The organism is Arthrobacter sp. K5 (genome assembly GCF_040448525.1).
Taxonomy (GTDB): domain Bacteria; phylum Actinomycetota; class Actinomycetes; order Actinomycetales; family Micrococcaceae; genus Arthrobacter; species Arthrobacter globiformis.
Map to the genome: position 1 here is coordinate 2,034,764 of NZ_CP159279.1, position 17,698 is coordinate 2,052,461.

17 protein-coding genes are annotated in these 17,698 nt (G+C 68.8%); 9 read left to right on the top strand and 8 right to left on the bottom strand.

Annotation, left to right across the window (positions count from 1 at the left end; genetic code table 11):
- Positions 1–8: 8 nt before the first annotated feature.
- The 5 genes from ABRP34_RS09140 to ABRP34_RS09160 form a co-directional block, all read right to left on the bottom strand.
- Positions 9–932: a cation diffusion facilitator family transporter gene (locus ABRP34_RS09140; protein ID WP_353712984.1), complete on the bottom strand. Its 924-nt coding sequence runs from the start codon at positions 930–932 to the stop codon at positions 9–11.
- 3 nt (positions 933–935) lie between these two features.
- Positions 936–1,658 carry a cation transporter gene (locus tag ABRP34_RS09145; protein ID WP_353712985.1) on the bottom strand — a complete coding sequence of 241 codons (723 nt, stop codon included), beginning with the start codon at positions 1,656–1,658 and terminating at the stop codon, positions 936–938.
- The gene (locus ABRP34_RS09150; protein WP_043418906.1) at positions 1,655–1,981 is read right to left on the bottom strand and encodes a winged helix-turn-helix domain-containing protein; all 327 of its coding nucleotides are present in this window, start codon (positions 1,979–1,981) and stop codon (positions 1,655–1,657) included. The genes ABRP34_RS09145 and ABRP34_RS09150 overlap by 4 nt, the downstream gene beginning before the upstream one ends.
- A gap of 96 nt (positions 1,982–2,077) precedes the next feature.
- On the bottom strand, positions 2,078–2,551 hold the full coding sequence (locus ABRP34_RS09155) for a hypothetical protein (RefSeq protein ID WP_353712986.1): 474 nt from the start codon (positions 2,549–2,551) through the stop codon (positions 2,078–2,080).
- Between the two features lie 104 nt (positions 2,552–2,655).
- Complete coding sequence (locus ABRP34_RS09160) at positions 2,656–3,183, bottom strand: alternate-type signal peptide domain-containing protein (RefSeq protein ID WP_353712987.1); 528 nt, start codon at positions 3,181–3,183, stop codon at positions 2,656–2,658.
- A gap of 230 nt (positions 3,184–3,413) precedes the next feature.
- Here ABRP34_RS09160 and ABRP34_RS09165 point away from each other — a divergent pair, with 230 nt between their 5' ends.
- Positions 3,414–4,319, top strand: a complete 906-nt coding sequence (locus ABRP34_RS09165) for a trypsin-like serine protease (RefSeq protein WP_353712988.1) — start codon at positions 3,414–3,416, stop codon at positions 4,317–4,319.
- A gap of 129 nt (positions 4,320–4,448) precedes the next feature.
- Here ABRP34_RS09165 and ABRP34_RS09170 read toward each other — a convergent pair whose 3' ends face one another.
- Entirely contained in the window at positions 4,449–5,261 is an 813-nt protein-coding gene (locus ABRP34_RS09170) for an SGNH/GDSL hydrolase family protein (protein WP_003802532.1), read from the bottom strand.
- A 281-nt stretch (positions 5,262–5,542) separates the two neighbouring features.
- Here ABRP34_RS09170 and ABRP34_RS09175 point away from each other — a divergent pair, with 281 nt between their 5' ends.
- Positions 5,543–6,532, top strand: coding sequence for a hypothetical protein (locus ABRP34_RS09175; protein WP_353712989.1), 990 nt, complete (start codon positions 5,543–5,545; stop codon positions 6,530–6,532).
- Positions 6,533–6,597: 65 nt separating this feature from the next.
- On the top strand, positions 6,598–7,071 hold the full coding sequence (locus tag ABRP34_RS09180) for a hypothetical protein (protein WP_003802527.1): 474 nt from the start codon (positions 6,598–6,600) through the stop codon (positions 7,069–7,071).
- A gap of 503 nt (positions 7,072–7,574) precedes the next feature.
- Here ABRP34_RS09180 and ABRP34_RS09185 read toward each other — a convergent pair.
- Both ABRP34_RS09185 and ABRP34_RS09190 read right to left on the bottom strand, forming a co-directional pair.
- Positions 7,575–8,237: a hypothetical protein gene (locus ABRP34_RS09185; protein WP_353712990.1), complete on the bottom strand. Its 663-nt coding sequence runs from the start codon at positions 8,235–8,237 to the stop codon at positions 7,575–7,577.
- A gap of 387 nt (positions 8,238–8,624) precedes the next feature.
- A complete protein-coding gene (locus tag ABRP34_RS09190; RefSeq protein WP_353712991.1) occupies positions 8,625–8,915 on the bottom strand; it encodes a hypothetical protein in 291 nt (96 codons plus the stop codon).
- 703 nt (positions 8,916–9,618) lie between these two features.
- Here ABRP34_RS09190 and ABRP34_RS09195 point away from each other — a divergent pair.
- Genes ABRP34_RS09195 through ABRP34_RS09220 form a run of 6 tightly spaced genes read left to right on the top strand, consistent with a single transcriptional unit; the run spans position 9,619 to position 17,696 of the window.
- On the top strand, positions 9,619–10,893 hold the full coding sequence (locus ABRP34_RS09195; RefSeq protein WP_353712992.1) for a glycosyltransferase: 1,275 nt from the start codon (positions 9,619–9,621) through the stop codon (positions 10,891–10,893).
- Positions 10,880–12,130, top strand: coding sequence for a glycosyltransferase family 4 protein (locus tag ABRP34_RS09200; protein WP_353712993.1), 1,251 nt, complete (start codon positions 10,880–10,882; stop codon positions 12,128–12,130). The genes ABRP34_RS09195 and ABRP34_RS09200 overlap by 14 nt, the downstream gene beginning before the upstream one ends.
- Positions 12,130–13,290: a glycosyltransferase family 4 protein gene (locus ABRP34_RS09205; RefSeq protein WP_353712994.1), complete on the top strand. Its 1,161-nt coding sequence runs from the start codon at positions 12,130–12,132 to the stop codon at positions 13,288–13,290. Before ABRP34_RS09200 ends, ABRP34_RS09205 begins: the two co-directional genes overlap by 1 nt.
- A 1-nt stretch (position 13,291) precedes the next feature.
- The gene (locus tag ABRP34_RS09210) at positions 13,292–15,154 is read left to right on the top strand and encodes an ABC transporter ATP-binding protein (protein WP_353712995.1); all 1,863 of its coding nucleotides are present in this window, start codon (positions 13,292–13,294) and stop codon (positions 15,152–15,154) included.
- A complete protein-coding gene (locus ABRP34_RS09215) occupies positions 15,151–16,515 on the top strand; it encodes an aminoglycoside phosphotransferase family protein (protein ID WP_353712996.1) in 1,365 nt (454 codons plus the stop codon). Before ABRP34_RS09210 ends, ABRP34_RS09215 begins: the two co-directional genes overlap by 4 nt.
- The gene (locus ABRP34_RS09220) at positions 16,512–17,696 is read left to right on the top strand and encodes a hypothetical protein (protein WP_353712997.1); all 1,185 of its coding nucleotides are present in this window, start codon (positions 16,512–16,514) and stop codon (positions 17,694–17,696) included. The genes ABRP34_RS09215 and ABRP34_RS09220 overlap by 4 nt, the downstream gene beginning before the upstream one ends.
- Positions 17,697–17,698: the final 2 nt, after the last annotated feature.

Here is a 17,698-nt window from a genome sequence, read left to right on the forward strand (position 1 = left end):
CGGTGCCCTCAGTGGGGCAGGCTTTCCTGGTCGCGGTGGGCGGCGGGTTCAATCTGGAAGGTGGAGTGCTCAATACTGACGTCGAAGTGCTCGGCGACGCAGCGCTGCAGGTCCGCCAGGATGGTGGCGGAGTGGCCGTCCCGCATGCAGTGGTCCTTGACGGTGACGTGGGCGGAGAGGATCGGGGTTCCGGAGGCGACGAGCGAGGCGTGCAGGTCGTGGACGTCGATGACGTGCGGCAGGGCCAGGATGTGCTCGCGGACCTCGGCCAGGTCCAGGCCGCGCGGCACGTTTTCCATCAGCACGTCAGTGGTGTCACGCAGGAGTTTCAGGGTGCGGGGGATGATCAGCGCGCCGATCAGCAGGGACACGACGGCGTCGGCCCGGGTCCAGCCGGTGAAGGCGATGATGACCGCTGCCGCGATGACGGCAACCGAGCCGAGAGCGTCGTTGAGAACCTCGAGGAACGCAGCCTTCATGTTGAAGTTGTGGTGCCGGCCCGAGGCGAGCACCAGCAGGCCGATGGCGTTGCCGGCCAGGCCGATGATGCCGAACCACAGCATGGTGGATCCGACGACCTCAGGGGCTTCGAAGAGCCGGCGGATGCCTTCGATGATGACGAACCCGCCCACGCCCAGCAGCAGGGCCGCCTGTCCGGCGGCGGCGACGATTTCGGCGCGCTTGTATCCCCAGGTGCGCTTCAGTGTGGCCGGTTTCAGCGCCAGTGACGCGGCGATCAGCGCGATCAGCAGCCCGGCCGAGTCGGTGAACATGTGCCCGGCATCCGCCAGCAGCGCCAGGCTGCCCGTGAGCACGGAGCCGACGATTTCGGCGACCATCACCATAAACGTGATGGCGAAAACGATGACGAGTTTGCCGCGGTTGCCGGCCGCGTCTTCGGCGCCGCGGGAATGGTCGTGTCCGCTGCCCATAGATCAGTCCTTCGGGCGGAGATTCAGTGAGAGGGCCTGCGGCTGCGCCTCTGGCGTGCACCCGGGGCAGCATCTGCCGGGCGGCGATACGTCGTCGGTTGGGACGGTGCAGCAGACGTCGCCGCGCCAGGCGTTGACGCCTTCCCGGACGGCGATCGCCGCGATCCCCAGCGCGGCACCGGCGTCCGCCCACCACCAGCCCAGCGTGCTGTTCAGGACCAGCCCGGCCAGCAGGACCGCGGAGAGATACGTGCACAGCAGGGTCTGCTTGGAATCCGCGACAGCCGTCTTGGAACCGAGCTCCCTGCCGGCTCGGCGCTGGGCCCAGGACAGGACCGGCATGACTGCCAGGCTCAGGGCGGCGATCACGATTCCGGGAGTGGAGTGCTGGGCTTCTCCCCCTCCGGCGAGGGACCGGACGGCGTCGACGCTGACGAAGACGGCGAGGGCGAAGAAGGAGATGGCGATGATCCGCAATGTCAGGTGCTCGCGCCGTTCCGGGTCCTTGGCGGAAAACTGCCAGGACAGCGCCAGCGCGGACGCGACCTCGATCACCGAGTCCAGCCCGAATCCGATCAGCGCGGACGAGTCCGCGACGCCGCCGGCCCACAGCGCCACCACCGCTTCGATGAGGTTGTAGGTGATGGTTACGGCCGCGAACAGCCGGATCCTACGGCTCAGTACCGCGCGGCGTTCCGGGCTTGCGGCATGCAGCAGCGCGGTCATCCGAAGCACTCCCCGTCGGGTGCGCAGCAGGCAGGGTCCACCGCCAGGACAACGCCGATCAGGTCCTTGATCGCGTGACCCAGCCGGGCGTCCGCGAGTTCATACCGGGTCCGCCGCCCGTCGGGGACAGCGACCACCAGGCCGCAGCCGCGCAGGCAGGTCAGGTGGTTGGACATGCTCTGCCGGGACACCCCGATGGAGTCAGCCAGATCCGACGGATAGGACGGTGCGTCCGAGAGGGCGAGAAGGATCCGGGCTCGGGTGGGATCCGAGACCGCATAACCAAACCTGGCCAGCACTGGTGCTTGCGTCAGCGTCTCCATGCCATCAAAGTACATGCGCAGATGTACTCACGCAATTCTGTAGTTTGGCCGCGTACGACGCCGGCCGGCCGGCCGCCGTCGTAAGCGGTCACCGTCCTACTGGCACGCCAGTCTGGTGTTGTTTCCGGTGAGCTGCAGCCCCAGGAGCTCCGCCGTTCCCGTCCCGCCGGTGTAGGTGGCACTGACGCGGAGGTCTACTTTGCCGTTCTTGGTGCTTCCCACACTTTCGGGAATGCCGTAGGTAGTTGCGCCGACAACGATGGTGGCCGACGCCGGTGACACGGTGACGCTTGACCCGTAGGTCCCTCCGGATGTCCTCGACGCAATGGTCACCGCCGTTGGAGCGGGGATGTTCTGGATTGTCAGGGTCACCGAGTCGCCCGGACCGGCTGTGCAGTGGAGGCTCATGGCTGCCGCCGGCCAGTCGGCAGCGGCGGAGACCGCCAGGGTGGCAGTGGCCGATTGCTGCCACAGGGCGGCAGCGGAGGTGGCGCCGGCACCCAGCAGCACCGTCAGGACGAAGGCTACCAAGGCGGCCTTCGCGCCCGGGAGGTTCTGCTGGGCCTTCATGCGCTTTCCTCTCTGTTTGTTCTATGCCCGGATTCGGGTGCCTGCTCAGTCCCTGATCTGAAAGTGCGGCGTGCGGCCCCAGGCCGCACGCCGCACTTACCAGACTAGGACAGGCCGGACTGGGTGACCTGGTTCAGGGCGAAGGCGACGTTGCCGAAGTTGTAGGTCTTGGTCACGTCGGTACGGCCCGTGGTGGTGGACTTGAATTCGAAGGTGATCGTGGCCGTGACCGTGCCGCTGGTGGTCAGCGGGCTACTGACCGGATTGCCGCCGATCGTCAGGACCGGGTCGGTGACAACCACATTCCCTGCGGTGAACCCGTCCACCGCACCGGTGCCCGTCGCGGTGATGTTGGCGGCCATCTTGTTGCCCGTCAGGGTGACGTTCAGGACCTGCGTGTAGGTCAGCTTGTCGCCGGGCACAACCTTGTAGGTGGAGATGGCGACCGGGCTGCCCGTCCGGTCCGTCCAGACGCCGGCCGCGGCCTGTACGTTCAGGTCACCGGCGATGACGGTGCCCGGTGCCCCAGTGTCAGAAGCGTTCCAGGAGGCCAGCGTGCCGCCGCCGCCCAGCAGCAGTGCAGCGCCAACGGCGATGGCGGCAGTTCCCTTGATCAGTGCGCTGTTCTTCATGATGAGACCCTTCAAATCTTGTGAGTGGATTTCCTGCTGAAAAGAACGATGCACGGGCAAACTCAGGACTCGATGTGGGAAATGGTCAAGAATCAGTCAAGAAAAAACAGCCGCTTTCGGGTGGTATCTTGAGTCACCGTCCCATTAGGGCGGTGACTTACTTTCTGGCGCCTGCCGCGTACTCCGACGTGCGCTGCCGGCCGCCCGTGCGACTGGAAGCTGGGGCTTGTATGCGCTTTTTGAAGGAATTGCGCGCCGGAAGCGGTGCGCTGGCCGTTGCGGCAATGCTGGCGGTGACGACGGCCGTTCCGGCCGGTGCGATCACCGGTGACTACGTCAAGGACAACGAGCATCCGTTCGTTGGGCTCATCGTCTTCTACGGTCCCGACGGCGGGTTCCACCACAGGTGCTCAGGCTCGCTGCTCACCCCGACGGTCTTCCTCACCGCCGGGCACTGCACCTCCGGCGTTTCCTCGGCCCGGGTCTACTTCCAGCAGGACGCCGGCGTTGACTGGAGCCCGGAAACCGGCACGGATCCGGACACCGGCTACCCCAGCGCCTGCGCGGACGGAACGCTGGGAACCCAGTGCGGCACGTCCCACGAGATGTACAACTACGGCTACACCGGCATGGACGCGGTTCCCGAAACCAAGGACGCCGGGCTGGTGATCCTGGACCAGCCGATCATGCTCGACGAGTACGCCCGCCTTGCCGCGCCGGGGACCCTGGACGCACTGGCCACCCAGCGCGGCCGGCAGGACACCACATTCACCTCCAGCGGCTACGGAATCTCCGCGGCCAGCCCCGCAGCAGGCGAGACCTCCTTCCGGGAACGGCTCATGGCCCAGTCCAAGCTGACCAATCTCACCAGCGCCAGCGCCGACGGCTACAACGTCCAGACCAACGGCAACGGCAAGGGCCTGGGCGGCACCTGCACCGCTGACTCCGGCGGACCGCTGTTCTACGGCACCGCCGGGTCCAACACCATCGCCGGCATCACCTCGTTCAACCACAACCGCTACTGCAACGGGACGAACTTCTCGTACCGCACCGACCGGCAGGACGTGGTCGACTGGATCCGAGCCACCACCGGAGGCGAGTTCTCAAACATCGCCTTTGCGCCCGCCGTCGGCTAGCCCTTCCCCGAAGCGGGGCGTGGTGCCTGGACGCGGTGGTGTCATTAACGGATGTCGGCCAGACCCGGGCACACGCCCGCACTACCCGCCGTCGTACTTTCCCTCACGAGACGCCCGGCGTACGGGCGCCTACGCCAGGAATTCAGCCACGGCCTTAACGGCCACGGTCCGTACGGCATAAACCGGGGCGAACACCGGCCGCTTCGGCAGCAGGGGCTCCGGGGCCGGATGGTCGTGGACGAGAGGCAGCGGAATACGCTGCGGCGCGATGCGCTGCCACGCCCACGGCAGGAAGTAATTCCGCGCCCAGGCGATGTCCCCGGCCCGGGCGTCGCGCCAGTTGCTGCGCGGCAGGGGCTTCGGCTCCAGCGGCTGCAGCGAGTGCGCTACCTGCAGGGCGTCCAGCACGTGCATGGCAATGGTGTGGTGGCCCAGCGGCGAGAAGTGCAGCCGGTCCGGGTCCCACATCTGCGGATCCCTAAGTCCGGGCAGCGTCCACAGGTCCACCAGCAGGCAGTTGTGCGCGGCGGCGACAATCCGGATGTTCTCGTTGAAGATGGCTATCCGGGAGCGGCTCCGCCCCAGGATAGGCGTGCGCCGCCAGTCCGGCCCGGCGAACAGCATGATGGTGGCACCGGTGGCACTGAGCCGTTCGACGCCGGCCTCCAGCCGGGCAGCCAGCTTGTCCGGGTCGGTCCGGTGGAACACCATGTCATTGCCGCCGGCCGACAGCGTTATCAGGTCCGGCTTCAGCTCCAGCGCCGGCTCCGTCTGCTGGTCAAGAATCTGGCCCAGGAGCAGGCCCCGGATCGCCAGGTTGGCGTAGGCAAAGTCCGTCCGCCCCGCGCTGAGCTCCTCTGCCACCCGGTCCGCCCAGCCCCGGAGCCCTCCGGCGCAGCGTTCCTCGGGGTCGCCGACACCCTCGGTAAACGAATCTCCCATTGCCACATACCGGCTCCAGGGGTGTGGGGCCGTTGCATCCGCAGCGGAGTTTCGGGGTCCAAATCGGCCGATGTTTTTCATCGCCTCGTCCTCTCCCTTACGCCCCCGGCGCGGTACGCCTGTGGCGTTATCCAAGAAACGTCCGAACCCTCCCGGAAATTCCTAAAAAGTTTCCCCGCCGTGAAAAATTTTCCGCACCCGGCAGTTAATCCATTCGGTGTATTATTTGGCTGCCCGCTCTATTGCGCGCCCCCACCGCCCATGCACGCAAGGAGCCGCCCGTGAGCCCGCCGGAACAGGCCCTCCCCCTTCAGCCAACGAAGCGAACACCGGCCGCGGATACCGGCCTGGGGTGTCTGCTCGGAATCATGGCCGGACTGCTCGGCCTGGCGCCGTGGCTGATCACCGGGGCGCAGCTGCCGCTGCAGAACTCGTGGGGCAGCCAGGTCCTGCCCGAACAGATGCCGGTGTCCCTGCTGCCGCTGAGCCAGTACGAACTCACCACCCTGGTGGCCCTCCTCAGCTCGGGCGGTGCGATGGCGGGGCTCGCCGTTCGCATCTGGCAGCCGGCCCGACGGCGGCTGGTGGCCTGGTGCGCGGCGTCCGGCGTTCTGGCGGTACAGTTTTCCGCCGCCGTCCAGTCGTTCACGGTGCTCGACGACGGCCTGACGGACGGGACACTGGCGAGGGTCTACTTCGCCGGCCTGCTGGCCGGCGTCATCACGTGCATCGCTGCGGGCGTCGTGGCGCTCCTGCTTCTCGCTGCCAGATCACGGGCCCTGGTTGCGCTGGGCGCCGGACTGATGGCGGTGCCGTTCACATCATGGGCCGGGGAGTGGGTTGTGGGCCTTGTCGGGCAGACGAACGTCCCCACTGCCGTGCCGACGGTGGCGCGCTGGATCCCGGCGCTCATCGTTGGCTGCGCCCTCGCGTGGTGCGGCCTCCGTCCTGCGCGGCGGGCCGCTGTGTGGCTCGCCGACCTGGCCCTGCTGTGGGTGGTGCCGGCCCTGTTCATCTCTGTCGGCTACGTCCTCGGGACACGGGCGATGGCGGGCGACCTGCAGGAGATGCTGCTGATGAGCCGGCAAATCCTGGCGGCAACGCTTGGCCCCGCCGGCGGAGCTCTCCCCACAGTCCTGCTGGCGCTGGCGATCGCACTGGCGGGACTGGGCCTCCGGTCTGTTGGCGCCCGACGGCGGGCCGGTAGCGGGGCCGGCGCCGAAGCCGGCGCCGGCGCCGATGCCGACAAAGGGGCCGGCGACACCCCATAGGTCATCGGCTCCCCCGGTGTTAGATTCGACGTGCCCGCGCCTCTCTGACCTGCAAGGAGATTCCCGTGTTGCTGATCGGCGGCCTTCCGGCCCACATTCTCTTGGTCCACGCCGTCGTCGTCTTTGGGCCACTGGCCGGGCTGAGCGCCGTCACCTATGGACTGGCCGGCCGGACCCGACGGTACCTCGCCTGGCCGCTGGGCGCACTGGCGCTGATCCTTGCCCCGCTGGCGCTGGTCACCGCGTCCGCCGGGGAGCAGCTGCAGTCAACCCGCGGCGCCACGGACGCCATCCAGGCCCACGCCCGGCAGGGGGACATCCTGAAGGTGACCGCCGTCGTCTTCTTCTTCCTGGTTCTGCTGATGCTCGCGGCGACCTTCACACCGCTGGCCAGCCGCATTCCGGCGCTGGCCTCCCTCCAGCGTTCCCGTCCCGCCCGTACCGCGGCACTGGCCTTGGGCGTGCTCGCCGGCCTCTTCGTGATCTACCAAAGCGTGATCACCGGGCACTCGGGCTCGTTCTCCGTGTGGGGCGGGTAGCTCCGCAGCGCATTGCCCCCCATGGCGTCCGGCCCGTCCGGAGCCGGCCGTTGCCGTGGCCGGGACCGACGGCGGGCTGGGTGAGCCTCCAGTCACGGGGACCATCGGACTCGTCCGCCGCCGGCCTCCTTCAGATTACGCCCCCGGGTTGGACGCAGGCGGCGAATGCTTGAGGCCCCCAAGGTGCCTCCACCTTTTCCCAAGGCCTGAGAGACACGCTTGCCTTACTCAGAACAGGCCAGCTGTCAGGGCAAGATGGCTGGTCCGGTCGCCGGGCCCGGAACGTACCCCATGCTTTCCGGGCCCGGCGGAAAGGCTTCCCGAACGTACGCCAGGGTACCGCCGGGACTTTGGCACGCCAAAGGTTTTCCCAAGGTCGGTCCGCCAGTATTGTGCTTGCCGGACACTCGACTGCCGCGCGACAACCGGCATGACACCGGGAACGGCGGAGCCCTCCCCGGACCCGGTGTCTTAACAGCCTCCCGCTTCGGCAGGCCAGGGTTTCAGACCCCGGCCCAGCGGCGCAGCGTGCTGTTGATCAGGCCAATGAGGACGGCTGTCCACCAGCACGCCTGCGAAATGCTGAGTGCGACCGTCAGCCTGAGCCGCAGTCTGCGGCCGAGTTCCCCGAACCGGGTGCATGCGGGCAGGGCCAGCAGCTGGTGCATGGCCGGCGCGATACTAAGCCCGTTGAGCATGAGCACCAGGACACAGGCGAGCTTGATGACCGTGACCAAATTGGTCAGGTCTGGGTCGATCAGGGCACCCGAAAACAGCAGCAGGGCAAGCCCGCCCCAGATCAGCGGCTTCGCGGCGGCCTCCAGCTTCCCGGACTCGTGCATCTGCACCTTGCCCAGCAGCCACAGCAGACCCAGCCAGTCGACAACCAGGATGGTGCCGAAGGAAAGCACGAGGGCAAGGATGTGCACGGCGAGCCCAATCCGGTGCAGTTCCGGACCGCAGTCAACGAAGTGGCCCACGAGCAGCGAAGCCGTCCACCCGGCCGTGCACAAAGCTCCGAGCAGAACCAACCGGAGCCGCTGGCTTTTCCGGCCAGCCGGGGCATGGCCGGACTGCGGTTCGTGAATGGACGGTTCATGAATGTGCGGCTCGTGAATCGACTGCCGCGCGCCGGACGGCGCCGGGGCCGGTGCTACTGGGGACATGCTGCTGCCTTTCAGGGTCGCCGGCGGAGCCGCCGGCGGGTGCGGCCGTGCTGCGATACACGGCGCCATGTGAGGGGAGAGTGATGGTGCTTAGTTAGGTAAACCTAAATCGGGAGATTACAGCCCGCCATCGGAATTAGACAAACAAAATGTTCGCTAATTTCTCCAGCGCTTGTTCTAAGTCGCGCCCCGCCGCCAGCCAAAGCGAGCACCGGAATGAACAGCAGCGGCTGAGACCCCTTCCTCACTCCGGGTTTTTGTACAGACATTCGCCGCTGAAGGCCCCGGCGAGGACGCAGTCGAACTGGCCAACTCCCGCACGGACTGCGTGCAGGACTGCCAGGCGCAGAACCAGGTCCACGGGGTGCACAACCCGGGTCCGGGTGATCAGCATCGTGGCAGCTCACGCGGGTCCAGGACCTCCCGCAGGTGAGCAAGCAAAGCCACCTCCGGACGCCCCGGGTGAACGGACAGGTGCCTGAACAGGGACGCGTGCATGTCCGGATCAAGACCAGGGTCAGCGAGAATTTCCCCGACCAGCAGCCGCAGCTGAAACAGCAGAAGGTTCCCGACCTCGGGCCGGGCAGAACCGGCCCCTGCCACGTGCGGCTGGCCGCCAGGCGACCCGTTATGCCGGTCCTGGTGGCTGACCGATGGAGACAGGACAAGAAGCGCCATGGAATTTCCCTTCGCCTGCGCCGAGCCGTCCGGCCCGCGCCAGTTATTCATCAGTAGTCCCCGGTCTGCAAGAGGATCACACCATTTCGTGCCCCAGCCTCCCGGTTCCCGGTGATGGATTCCCGGAAGACCTTGGAACCCCAAAGGGCTCCCACCCCCTAACCCGCGCACCGTTGCCCCCCCTCCGGGAATTGCGCACAATCTTTGACAATTCTTGGATTACCCCTGCACCTATCCTCGACGGGTTATCCCTAGCGTTGAGCCATGCAGCCACGAACAGACCCCACGGCGCCCATCAGGGGCATAGTTCCTACGAAAACCCCCGCCCTAGTGCTTCACGGGCGACGCGCAAAATTCCTCGCGCGACGCAAACTCCGTGCGCGCTGAGAAATATGCGCATCGCCGGGCGGTCTCCGCATCGGCCCGGCACGACCCAGAGCCCCCAAACCGGCCCTGACCTCGTGTTTTGCTGGGGGACCCGCGAGGGGGTGGGGGGCCGCGGCCCCACCCGTCAGCGGCAACCAGGGCACAGGTTTTTCTAAATGGCGCGCTTCAATACTTCATTCCGAAGCGTCAGACAGGGCGCCGCGCAGGCGGAGGGTTCCTAGTTTTCGCTGCTGGTTTTTCAGGGCGCCAGGTCTTAATCTGGCCGCCCGGTGACAATTTTCGGACGGCATTATCGGCAGGCTGTGGGGGCCCATAAATGAAGCACTTAAGAATTGTCCTGTATTCGCATGACTCACTCGGCTTAGGCCATGTGCGGCGGAACCTCGCCCTGGCCGGCGCCCTGAGCCGCCAGCTGCCCGGCCTGACCGGCAGGCAGGTCACCGGTGTCCTGGTGGCCGGGACCGCCCTCGCGCCGGGGTTCCAGATCCCCAAAGGGTGGGACTGGGTGATACTGCCCGGTGTCATGAAAGGCGCGGCGGGCTACGAGCCCCGGGACCTGTCCGTCCCCCTGCAGGACCTCGTGTCGCTGCGCGGAAAGCTGCTGGATTCGCTGCTGCAGGGCTTCAGCCCCGACCTGGTGATCGTGGACCGGCACGCCACCGGCATCCAGCTGGAACTCGAGGGGGCCCTGCGCCGGCTCCGGGCACGCGGTTCAGCCCGCGTGGTGCTGGGGCTGCGGGAAGTGCTTGACTCCCCCGAAGCGGCAATCGCCGAATGGGACGGCATCGGCGGTCCCCGCCGGGTCCAGGAGCTCTTTGACGCCGTCTGGATCTACGGCGACCGCTCTGTGCACGATCCCGTGGCCGCCGGCGAAATCCCCTTCTCGCTGCGGCGGATGGTCAGCTACACCGGATACCTGGCCGCGGGCCGGCCGAAGGGTTCCGGAAAGCTGAAGATGCCCGGCAGGTACGTCATGACCACGGTCGGCGGCGGCGCCGACGGCTACGCGCTGGCCAGGCTGGCCGCCGCCACCCCGCTTCCTGCCGGTCTCGGGCACCTTATTGTGGCCGGACCCCAGATGCCCAAAGCGCAAAGGCGCGATTTGCGGCGGCAGGCGGGTCCCGGCGTCGTAATTGTGAAGGCCTTGGAGGACATGCTGGCGCACATCGGCAACGCCGATGCGCTGGTTTCCATGGGCGGCTACAACTCCGTCTGCGAAATCCTCAGCACGGCGGTTCCGGCGCTGATCGTTCCGCGGGACCATTCCCGCAGCGAGCAGCGGATCCGGGCCGCGTCCCTGGCCGCCGCCGGATACCTCGAACAGCAGGAACTGGCCGCACTCACCCCCGGCATTCTGGCCGGCTGGATCGCAGACCGGGCAGGCACCCGGGTGGACCGCCGGGGAGCACAGCTCAACGGGCTGTCCAGGGTTCCGGGGCTGGCCGCGGACCTGCTCAAGGCGCGTGAGCCGCGGGCACAGGATCTGCTCCGGCCCCTCAGCCAGCAGATCATCAGCGAACCGGTCATCACCGCCCAGATCAGCAGCGTGGCCCAGAGCCTGCGGGGAGGTGCGGCACATGCAGCCGTCTGAGCCGGTGACCGCCTACGTCCTGAAGATGTACCCCCGCTTCTCCGAGACGTTCATTGTCTCGGAAATCCTCGCCCGGGAGGCCGCCGGCGAACGGATCGAAATCTTCGCGCTCCGCCCCACCACCGATGCCAGGTTCCACCCCGAACTGGCGCGCGTCAAAGCCGCCGTCACCTATGTTGGCCGGCCGCAGTCCACCAGCGGGGTGTGGGAAAGCCTCCGGACGGCTGCGTCGGCCGGCCTGACTGACGGCGTGTCACAGGCCCTTGGGGAACTCACCGCCGCCGACCCGGACGATGCCGTCCAGGCCATCAACCTGGCTGCCGAACTGCAGCGCCGGAACATCCGGCACCTGCATGCCCACTTTGCCTCCGCAGCAACCGCCGTCGCCCGGCTCGCCTCCCTGATCACCGGCATCCCGTATTCGTTCACAGCGCACGCAGCGGACATCTTCCGCGACACCGTCAACCGGGAAGACCTGCGGGCAAAGCTGGCCGACGCCCATCACGTGGTCACCATCAGCGACTACAACCTGCAGTACCTGCGCCACCACTTTCCGCAGCAGGCAGAGAGGCTCCGCCTGGTGCGCAACGGCCTGGAACTGGCCCGGTTCCCCTACCGCGACCCCAGGCCGGTCGGCACCACGGTGCGGGTGGCCGCCGTCGGACGGCTCGTGGAGAAAAAGGGCTTCCAGCACCTGCTCCCGGCGCTGGCTTCGCTTATCGGCTCGGGTGTCCGGGCGGACGTCCGCATCGCCGGCACCGGGATGATGGCCAACGAGTTGCAGTCCGCTCTCGAGCAACTCGGGCTCAGCCGCCATGTCCGGATGCTCGGCCCGCAGACCCAGGACCAGATCCACGAACTGCTGGACTGGGCGGACGTCTTCGTCGCACCGTGCATCGTGGGTTCGGACGGCAACGCCGACGGCATCCCCACCGTCCTGCTCGAGGCCATGGCCACCGGCACACCGTGCGTTTCCACGGCTGTTACGGGCATCCCGGAGGTCATCCGCGACGGCAGCACCGGCCTCCTCGTCGAACCCGGCGACCCCGCGCTGCTGGTCCAGGCGATCCTGCGGATCACCTCACCCGCAACGGACCGGACGCTGCTGGCCCGCAACGCCCGGACCCTCATCGAACGCGAGTACGACGCCGGACGGCAGGCCGCTGCCCTGCGTCGCCTCTCGCTCCAGACAGTTGCGCAACGGCCGCTTTCGCCGGCGCCGGAGGCGGTGGCCTGATGCGCGTCGCCTACATCTGCGCGGACCCCGGCGTCCCCGTCTTCGGCACCAAGGGTTCCTCGGTCCACGTCCAGGAGATCGTCCGGGCCTGGCGCCGTGCCGGGGCCGAGGTCACCGTCTACTGCACCCGCGCCGGGACCGACCGGCCCGCCGACCTGTCCGGGCTGCCGGTCGTCGAAATCCGGCCTCATTCTGCCGCCGGGGCGGGACGGGAGGACGCCATCCGGGAGGCGGCCGCTGCCCTGGCCCAGGCCGTCATCCGGGACGGCTGCGACGTGCTCTACGAGCGCTATTCGCTGTTCAGCCCGGCCTTGGCCATGGCCGCGGGAGCCCTCCGGGTGCCGGCCGTGCTGGAGGTCAACGCCCCGCTGATCGAGGAACAGCAGCATTACCGCGAACTCCACGACGCCGGACTGGCGGAAAGAATGCTGCACGCCAACGCCGCCGCGGCCAGCGTGGTGGCCTGCGTCTCGGAGCCCGTGGTGCGGTGGGTGGAGGGCCGCGTTCCCGGAGCCAGGACCCTGCTGGCCCCCAACGGCGTCAACACCGAACGCATCACGCCGCGCCTCCCTGTCAGGGATCATTCCGGCTGCCTGACCGTGGCTTTCGTCGGCACGCTGAAGCCCTGGCACGGTGTGGGCTACCTGCTTGACGCCGTGGCCCGGGCCAACATCCGCAAGGCCGCGCCCACGTGGCGGGCGAAGATCATCGGTGACGGGCCATGCCGGCAGGAGCTCGAGCGGACCGCTGCGCAGCTGGGCGTGGACGCCGAATTCACCGGCGCCGTGGCCCCGGACTCCGTGCCCGGCCTGCTGCACGAATGCGACGCCGCAGCCGCACCCTACCCGGCAGCGGAACCCGGCGGGGACGACTACTTCTCCCCGCTGAAGGTCTACGAATACCTGGCGGCGGGCCTGCCGGTGGTCGCGTCCGGCGTGGGGCAGATTCCGTCCATCCTGCAGCACGAGCGCACCGGTCTGCTGGTGAAGCCGGCCGACCCCGGTGCGATTGCCGCTGCCCTGGGGCGTCTCGGTGCGGACGCCGCGCTGCGGGGGCGCCTGGGCACCCAAGCCAGGGCAGCCGCCGTCGGGCTCTACAGCTGGGACGGCGTCCTGGCAACCATCCGCCAAGCACTGACGTCCGAAAGGAGCGTGGCCTGACATGGGCATAAGAGCGGTACCGAAAAGCGCCCCGCAGGCCAGGCCGGAGTCCGGGCTGCGCCGCACACTGTGCTGCGTGCGCCCGCACCTGAAGGGCCACCGGTGGCTGATGGCAGGCGGATTCTCCGCCCTGGCGTTCGACGTCGTCTTCCGCCTCATCGAGCCATGGCCCGTGAAGATGGTGGTGGACGCCGTCTCCCGCGCCCTGGGCGCGACGCTGCACAAGCCGGGACCTTCAATGGACGCCAGCCTCCAGACGCTGCTGCTGTGCGGCGCCTTCGTGGTGGCGATAGCGCTGGGCCGGGCGGTGTCCAACTACTGGTCCGCGATCTGTTTCGCGCTGGTGGGGTCCCGGGTGGCGTCGGACCTGCGGGCCCGCGCCTTCCGCCACGTCCAGAGCCTCTCCATGCGGCACCACACCCGGGCGTCCACCGGGGACACGGTCCAGCGGCTGGTGGGTGACGTGTCCCGGCTGCAGGAGGTGGCGGTCACCGCCGGCCTGCCGCTGCTGGGCAACATGGTCACCCTGGTCCTGATGACCGGCGTCCTGCTGTGGCTCGACCCGCTGCTCGCCCTGGTGGTTTTCCTGGCCGGCGGAGTGTTCGCGCTCCTCTCCCGCTCGAGCTCCGGCCGGATCACCGCCGCCGCAGGCAACTCCCGGAAGGGCGAAGGAAACCTGGCCACCACCGCGGCCCAGACGCTCGGTGCCATCCGCGAAGTCCAGGCCTACGGCCTGGAGGACACCATCAGCACCGGTTTCCGGAAGAGCAACCAGGCCACCCTCGGCACCGGCGTCGCGGCGCTCCGGCTGGCGGCCGGGCTCGAGCGGCGCACCGATGTGCTGATCGGCGTCGCGACGGCGGTTGTCCTGGCCGGCGGCGGCTGGCGCGTACTGGAGCACGCGATCACCCCCGGCGACCTCGTGGTGTTCCTGATGTACCTCAAGACCGGGATGAAGCCGCTGAAGGACCTGGCCAAGCAGACCGGCCGGATCGCCCGCGCCACCGCCTCCGGCGAGCGCGTCGCGGACCTGCTCGAGGCCCAGACCGACCTGCCCGAGGCTCCCCACGCCCGGCGCCTGGACAGCGCCCGCCCGGACATCGTGCTGGACAACGTCTCCGCCGGCCACGGGGAAGGGACCGTGCTGCACGGGATCAGCCTCACCATCCCGGCCGGCGAGCACATCGCCATCCTCGGCCCGTCCGGCGCCGGCAAGTCCACGCTCGCCAGCCTGATCCTGCGCATGATCGACCCCAGCACCGGTTCCGTCCGCGTGGGCGGCGAGGACCTGCGCGACCTCAGGATCGCCTCCGTCCGCTCGCACGTGTCCATCCTGCTGCAGGACTCGGTGCTCTTCGGCACCTCCGTTCGGGACAACATCCGCTTCGGCCGGCTGGACGCCACGGACCAGGACATCGAGGAAGCAGCCGTCCTCGCGCAGGCCGACGGTTTCATCCGTGCCCTGCCCAACGGCTACGACACCGTGCTGGGCGAAGCAGCGAAGGACCTCTCGGGCGGCCAGCGGCAACGGATCGCCATCGCCCGCGCCATCCTCCGGCAGGCGCCCATCGTCATCCTGGACGAGGCCACCGCCGGGCTGGACCCCGTCTCCCGGAACTCCGTCCTGCAGGCCCTCGCCGCCCTGACCCGCGAGCGCACCTCCATCACCATCACGCATGACGCCCACTCGGCGCGCTCCTGCGACCGCATCATCTGGCTGGAACACGGCCGCATCATCGAAGCCGGGCGCCCCGACCAACTGCTCCGGGACCCGGGCTCGCGGTTCGCCCGGTGGATGGCGGAGCAGGGACGTGGACCTGCCGCTCTTGGCGCTTCGGGCGCGGTCAGGGTGGAGGTGCCATGATCACCCTGGTGCCCGGCTCCCCGCAGGCCGAGCATGCCCTCGCCCGCCGCGACGCCGCGCTTCCCGGCCTCCCCTGGCTCCTGGACAACGGCCGCCTCTCCGAACTGCTCGGCGAAACCGTCCGCGTCACCCGCGTCCGCTACAAGCCGGGCACGTCCCTGCTGGTGTCGTTCCGCCGCCGGCGCAACGGCAGCTTCGACTACGGCTGGGCCATGACCCGCACCCCAGCCAGCAGCGGCAAACTCCTCGAACGCGAACACACCGTCCGCAGCCACGGCGGGGACATGAGCATCCTCCGGCCGGACCCCAGCGATCCAGAGACCCTGGTGGCAGTGGGCGGCGTAGAGGACGACTGGGCCCTGCACAGGAACCTCACCTGGCTGAGGAAGAAAGGCCTCGAGCGGCTGGGCCTCCACCACCGGCCGGGCGCGGCCCTGCTGGCCGGCAGCACCGTGCTGCGCTACAAGCCCGAGCGGCGGCTGGTCCTCCTCAGCCACAGGGCGAGCACCGCCGTCGTGATTAAAGCGGCAGCCAAGCCCGCCGGCCCCGGACAGCAAAGCCAGTTCCTGAACCGGCTCCGCCACCACGGTGTCCCTCTCCTGCCGCAGCTCGCCGACGCCGAATGCCTCGCCCACGGCATCACCGCCAGCACCGCATGGGGCACCGGCGACCTCGCGGCGCGCGACAACAGCACCGGCACACGCGCCGCCGCGTACACCGCCGGCCAGGCCCTCGCCGCACTCCACTGCGTCCCCGATGTGGTCGAGGCTGGGCGCCTTCCTACCGCGGGCAACCGGCCCGAAGACCTCGCGGCTCAGCTGAAGGCTTCGCGCGCCATGGTTTCCGCACTGCTGCCGGAGCTGGAACCGCTGGCCCGGGACCTCGAAACCAGGCTCACTGCCCTGCTGCTTGCCCGGCCCCGGACAGCACCGGTCCTGGTCCACGGGGACTTCTCCGCCGACCAGGTGCTGGTGGGAGATTCAGAGGTGCGCCTGATCGACTTCGACCGGGCGGCCAGCGGATTGGCCGAGGCCGATCTTGGATCGTTCGCCGCCGCAGAAGAGGCATTACTTCCTGCTGCGGGCGCCTCGCCTTCCAGGGAGGCTCTTCCCGACGGCGGCGCTCCCGCCAGCACTCCTGCCGGGGTTCCCGTCAGGGGTGATTCGGCCGGGGGACCCAAGACGGCGCTGCTCGCCGAAGGCTATCTCGACGCCGGGGGACGGTTTTCGCAGGCCGCCGTGGACGCCTGGGCAGCCTACCGGCTCTTCAACAGCAGCGTTGACCCCTTCCGTGACCGGTCCCCGGAGTGGGCCGCAGACATGTCCTGGCACCTGGCCCGGGCAAAGGAGCTGATCCAATGACCTGGCATCCGCCTCTCCCCCGCCGGGTAACCGACGCCGCCGGCACCGCCTGGACAGTCCAGCGGGCCTGGCCCGGAACAACGCCGGGCTCGTACGTCCTGGAGGTCCGGTGCCCGGACCGTCCGGGCGTCATGGCGGGACACTTCAGTGGCGGCGCGTTCGAGGCCATCACCGTGGACGACCCCCGTCTCCCCGCCCTCGCGGCCGAGTCAGCCAGGGGTGAGGTCGTGGTGCACCGCGCCCACAAACGGGCCGTCCTCCGAGCCCCCGAAGCCTTCATCAAGGTCTTCCGGCCCGGCCGTGCCCTCGCCGCAGCTGCCAGCCACAGCATCTCCGCCGCCGCACTGACCGAGGGCGGCTTCAACACGCCGCGGCTGGTCAGCGCCGGACCCGACGTCCTGGTCTTCAGCCGCCTGGCGGGCCGGTCCTTCCACGACCTCGGCCACAGCCAGGCCGGAAGCACCGACGCAGCCTACGCCGCCATGTGGGCGCGGTGGTCCCGCGCCTGGGCCGGAACCGTGACCGCCGCCGGCAGTTCAGCGTTTCAGGACAGCCTGCAGCAGCTACCGCTCCGCGATGCCGCGAAGGAGGCCGCGAGCCTGCAGCGCTGGGTGGATCACTGGCTCCGGCACAGCGAGGGCATCGCCGCCGCAGCTCCCGCCCGCGCCGTGCTCCTCTCCCGTGTCCAAGTGGTCACCGAGACCCTGCTCGGCACACCCCCGGACCGTGTGGGCTGGGCCCACGGTGACCTGCACGACAAGCAGATACTCGGTGGCCAAATGCTCGTAGCCCGCGAATCCGGGGGCCAGGTGGTCGGAAGCCGAGGTTCCGCCAGCAAAACCGCAGCGACGTCCGCGGCTCCCGGGCTGCTGGACTTTGACGAGTCCTGCCAAGCTGAGACCGCCCTGGACCTGGCCAACCTCGACGTGCACCTGGAACTGAGGTGGCGGCAAAACCTGCTCACCACCCGCCGGTACGCCATCGCCCACGCGGCGGTCATGTCCGCGGCCGAATGCCTGCACGTAAGCCCGCACCGCTTCTCCGCCTACGCCGCGTCCACGCGGCTCCGGCTGGCGTGCCTCTACTCTTTCCGGCCGCCATGGGGCGCCGACGCCGCCACCTACCTCGTCTCCGGTTACCTCCCCGCCCAGGCCCGGCCCTGCCCGAACGAACGCCGATAGGA

Coding starts and splice junctions, on each gene's coding strand:
- ABRP34_RS09210 (WP_353712995.1), top strand. CDS start 13,292: ATGGGCATAAGAGCGGTACCGAAAAGCGCCCCGCAGGCCAGGCCGGAG.
- ABRP34_RS09185 (WP_353712990.1), bottom strand. CDS start 8,237: ATGTCCCCAGTAGCACCGGCCCCGGCGCCGTCCGGCGCGCGGCAGTCG.
- ABRP34_RS09215 (WP_353712996.1), top strand. CDS start 15,151: ATGATCACCCTGGTGCCCGGCTCCCCGCAGGCCGAGCATGCCCTCGCC.
- ABRP34_RS09150 (WP_043418906.1), bottom strand. CDS start 1,981: ATGGAGACGCTGACGCAAGCACCAGTGCTGGCCAGGTTTGGTTATGCG.
- ABRP34_RS09165 (WP_353712988.1), top strand. CDS start 3,414: ATGCGCTTTTTGAAGGAATTGCGCGCCGGAAGCGGTGCGCTGGCCGTT.
- ABRP34_RS09195 (WP_353712992.1), top strand. CDS start 9,619: ATGAAGCACTTAAGAATTGTCCTGTATTCGCATGACTCACTCGGCTTA.
- ABRP34_RS09170 (WP_003802532.1), bottom strand. CDS start 5,261: ATGGGAGATTCGTTTACCGAGGGTGTCGGCGACCCCGAGGAACGCTGC.
- ABRP34_RS09200 (WP_353712993.1), top strand. CDS start 10,880: ATGCAGCCGTCTGAGCCGGTGACCGCCTACGTCCTGAAGATGTACCCC.
- ABRP34_RS09145 (WP_353712985.1), bottom strand. CDS start 1,658: ATGACCGCGCTGCTGCATGCCGCAAGCCCGGAACGCCGCGCGGTACTG.
- ABRP34_RS09205 (WP_353712994.1), top strand. CDS start 12,130: ATGCGCGTCGCCTACATCTGCGCGGACCCCGGCGTCCCCGTCTTCGGC.
- ABRP34_RS09190 (WP_353712991.1), bottom strand. CDS start 8,915: ATGGCGCTTCTTGTCCTGTCTCCATCGGTCAGCCACCAGGACCGGCAT.
- ABRP34_RS09160 (WP_353712987.1), bottom strand. CDS start 3,183: ATGAAGAACAGCGCACTGATCAAGGGAACTGCCGCCATCGCCGTTGGC.
- ABRP34_RS09220 (WP_353712997.1), top strand. CDS start 16,512: ATGACCTGGCATCCGCCTCTCCCCCGCCGGGTAACCGACGCCGCCGGC.
- ABRP34_RS09155 (WP_353712986.1), bottom strand. CDS start 2,551: ATGAAGGCCCAGCAGAACCTCCCGGGCGCGAAGGCCGCCTTGGTAGCC.
- ABRP34_RS09140 (WP_353712984.1), bottom strand. CDS start 932: ATGGGCAGCGGACACGACCATTCCCGCGGCGCCGAAGACGCGGCCGGC.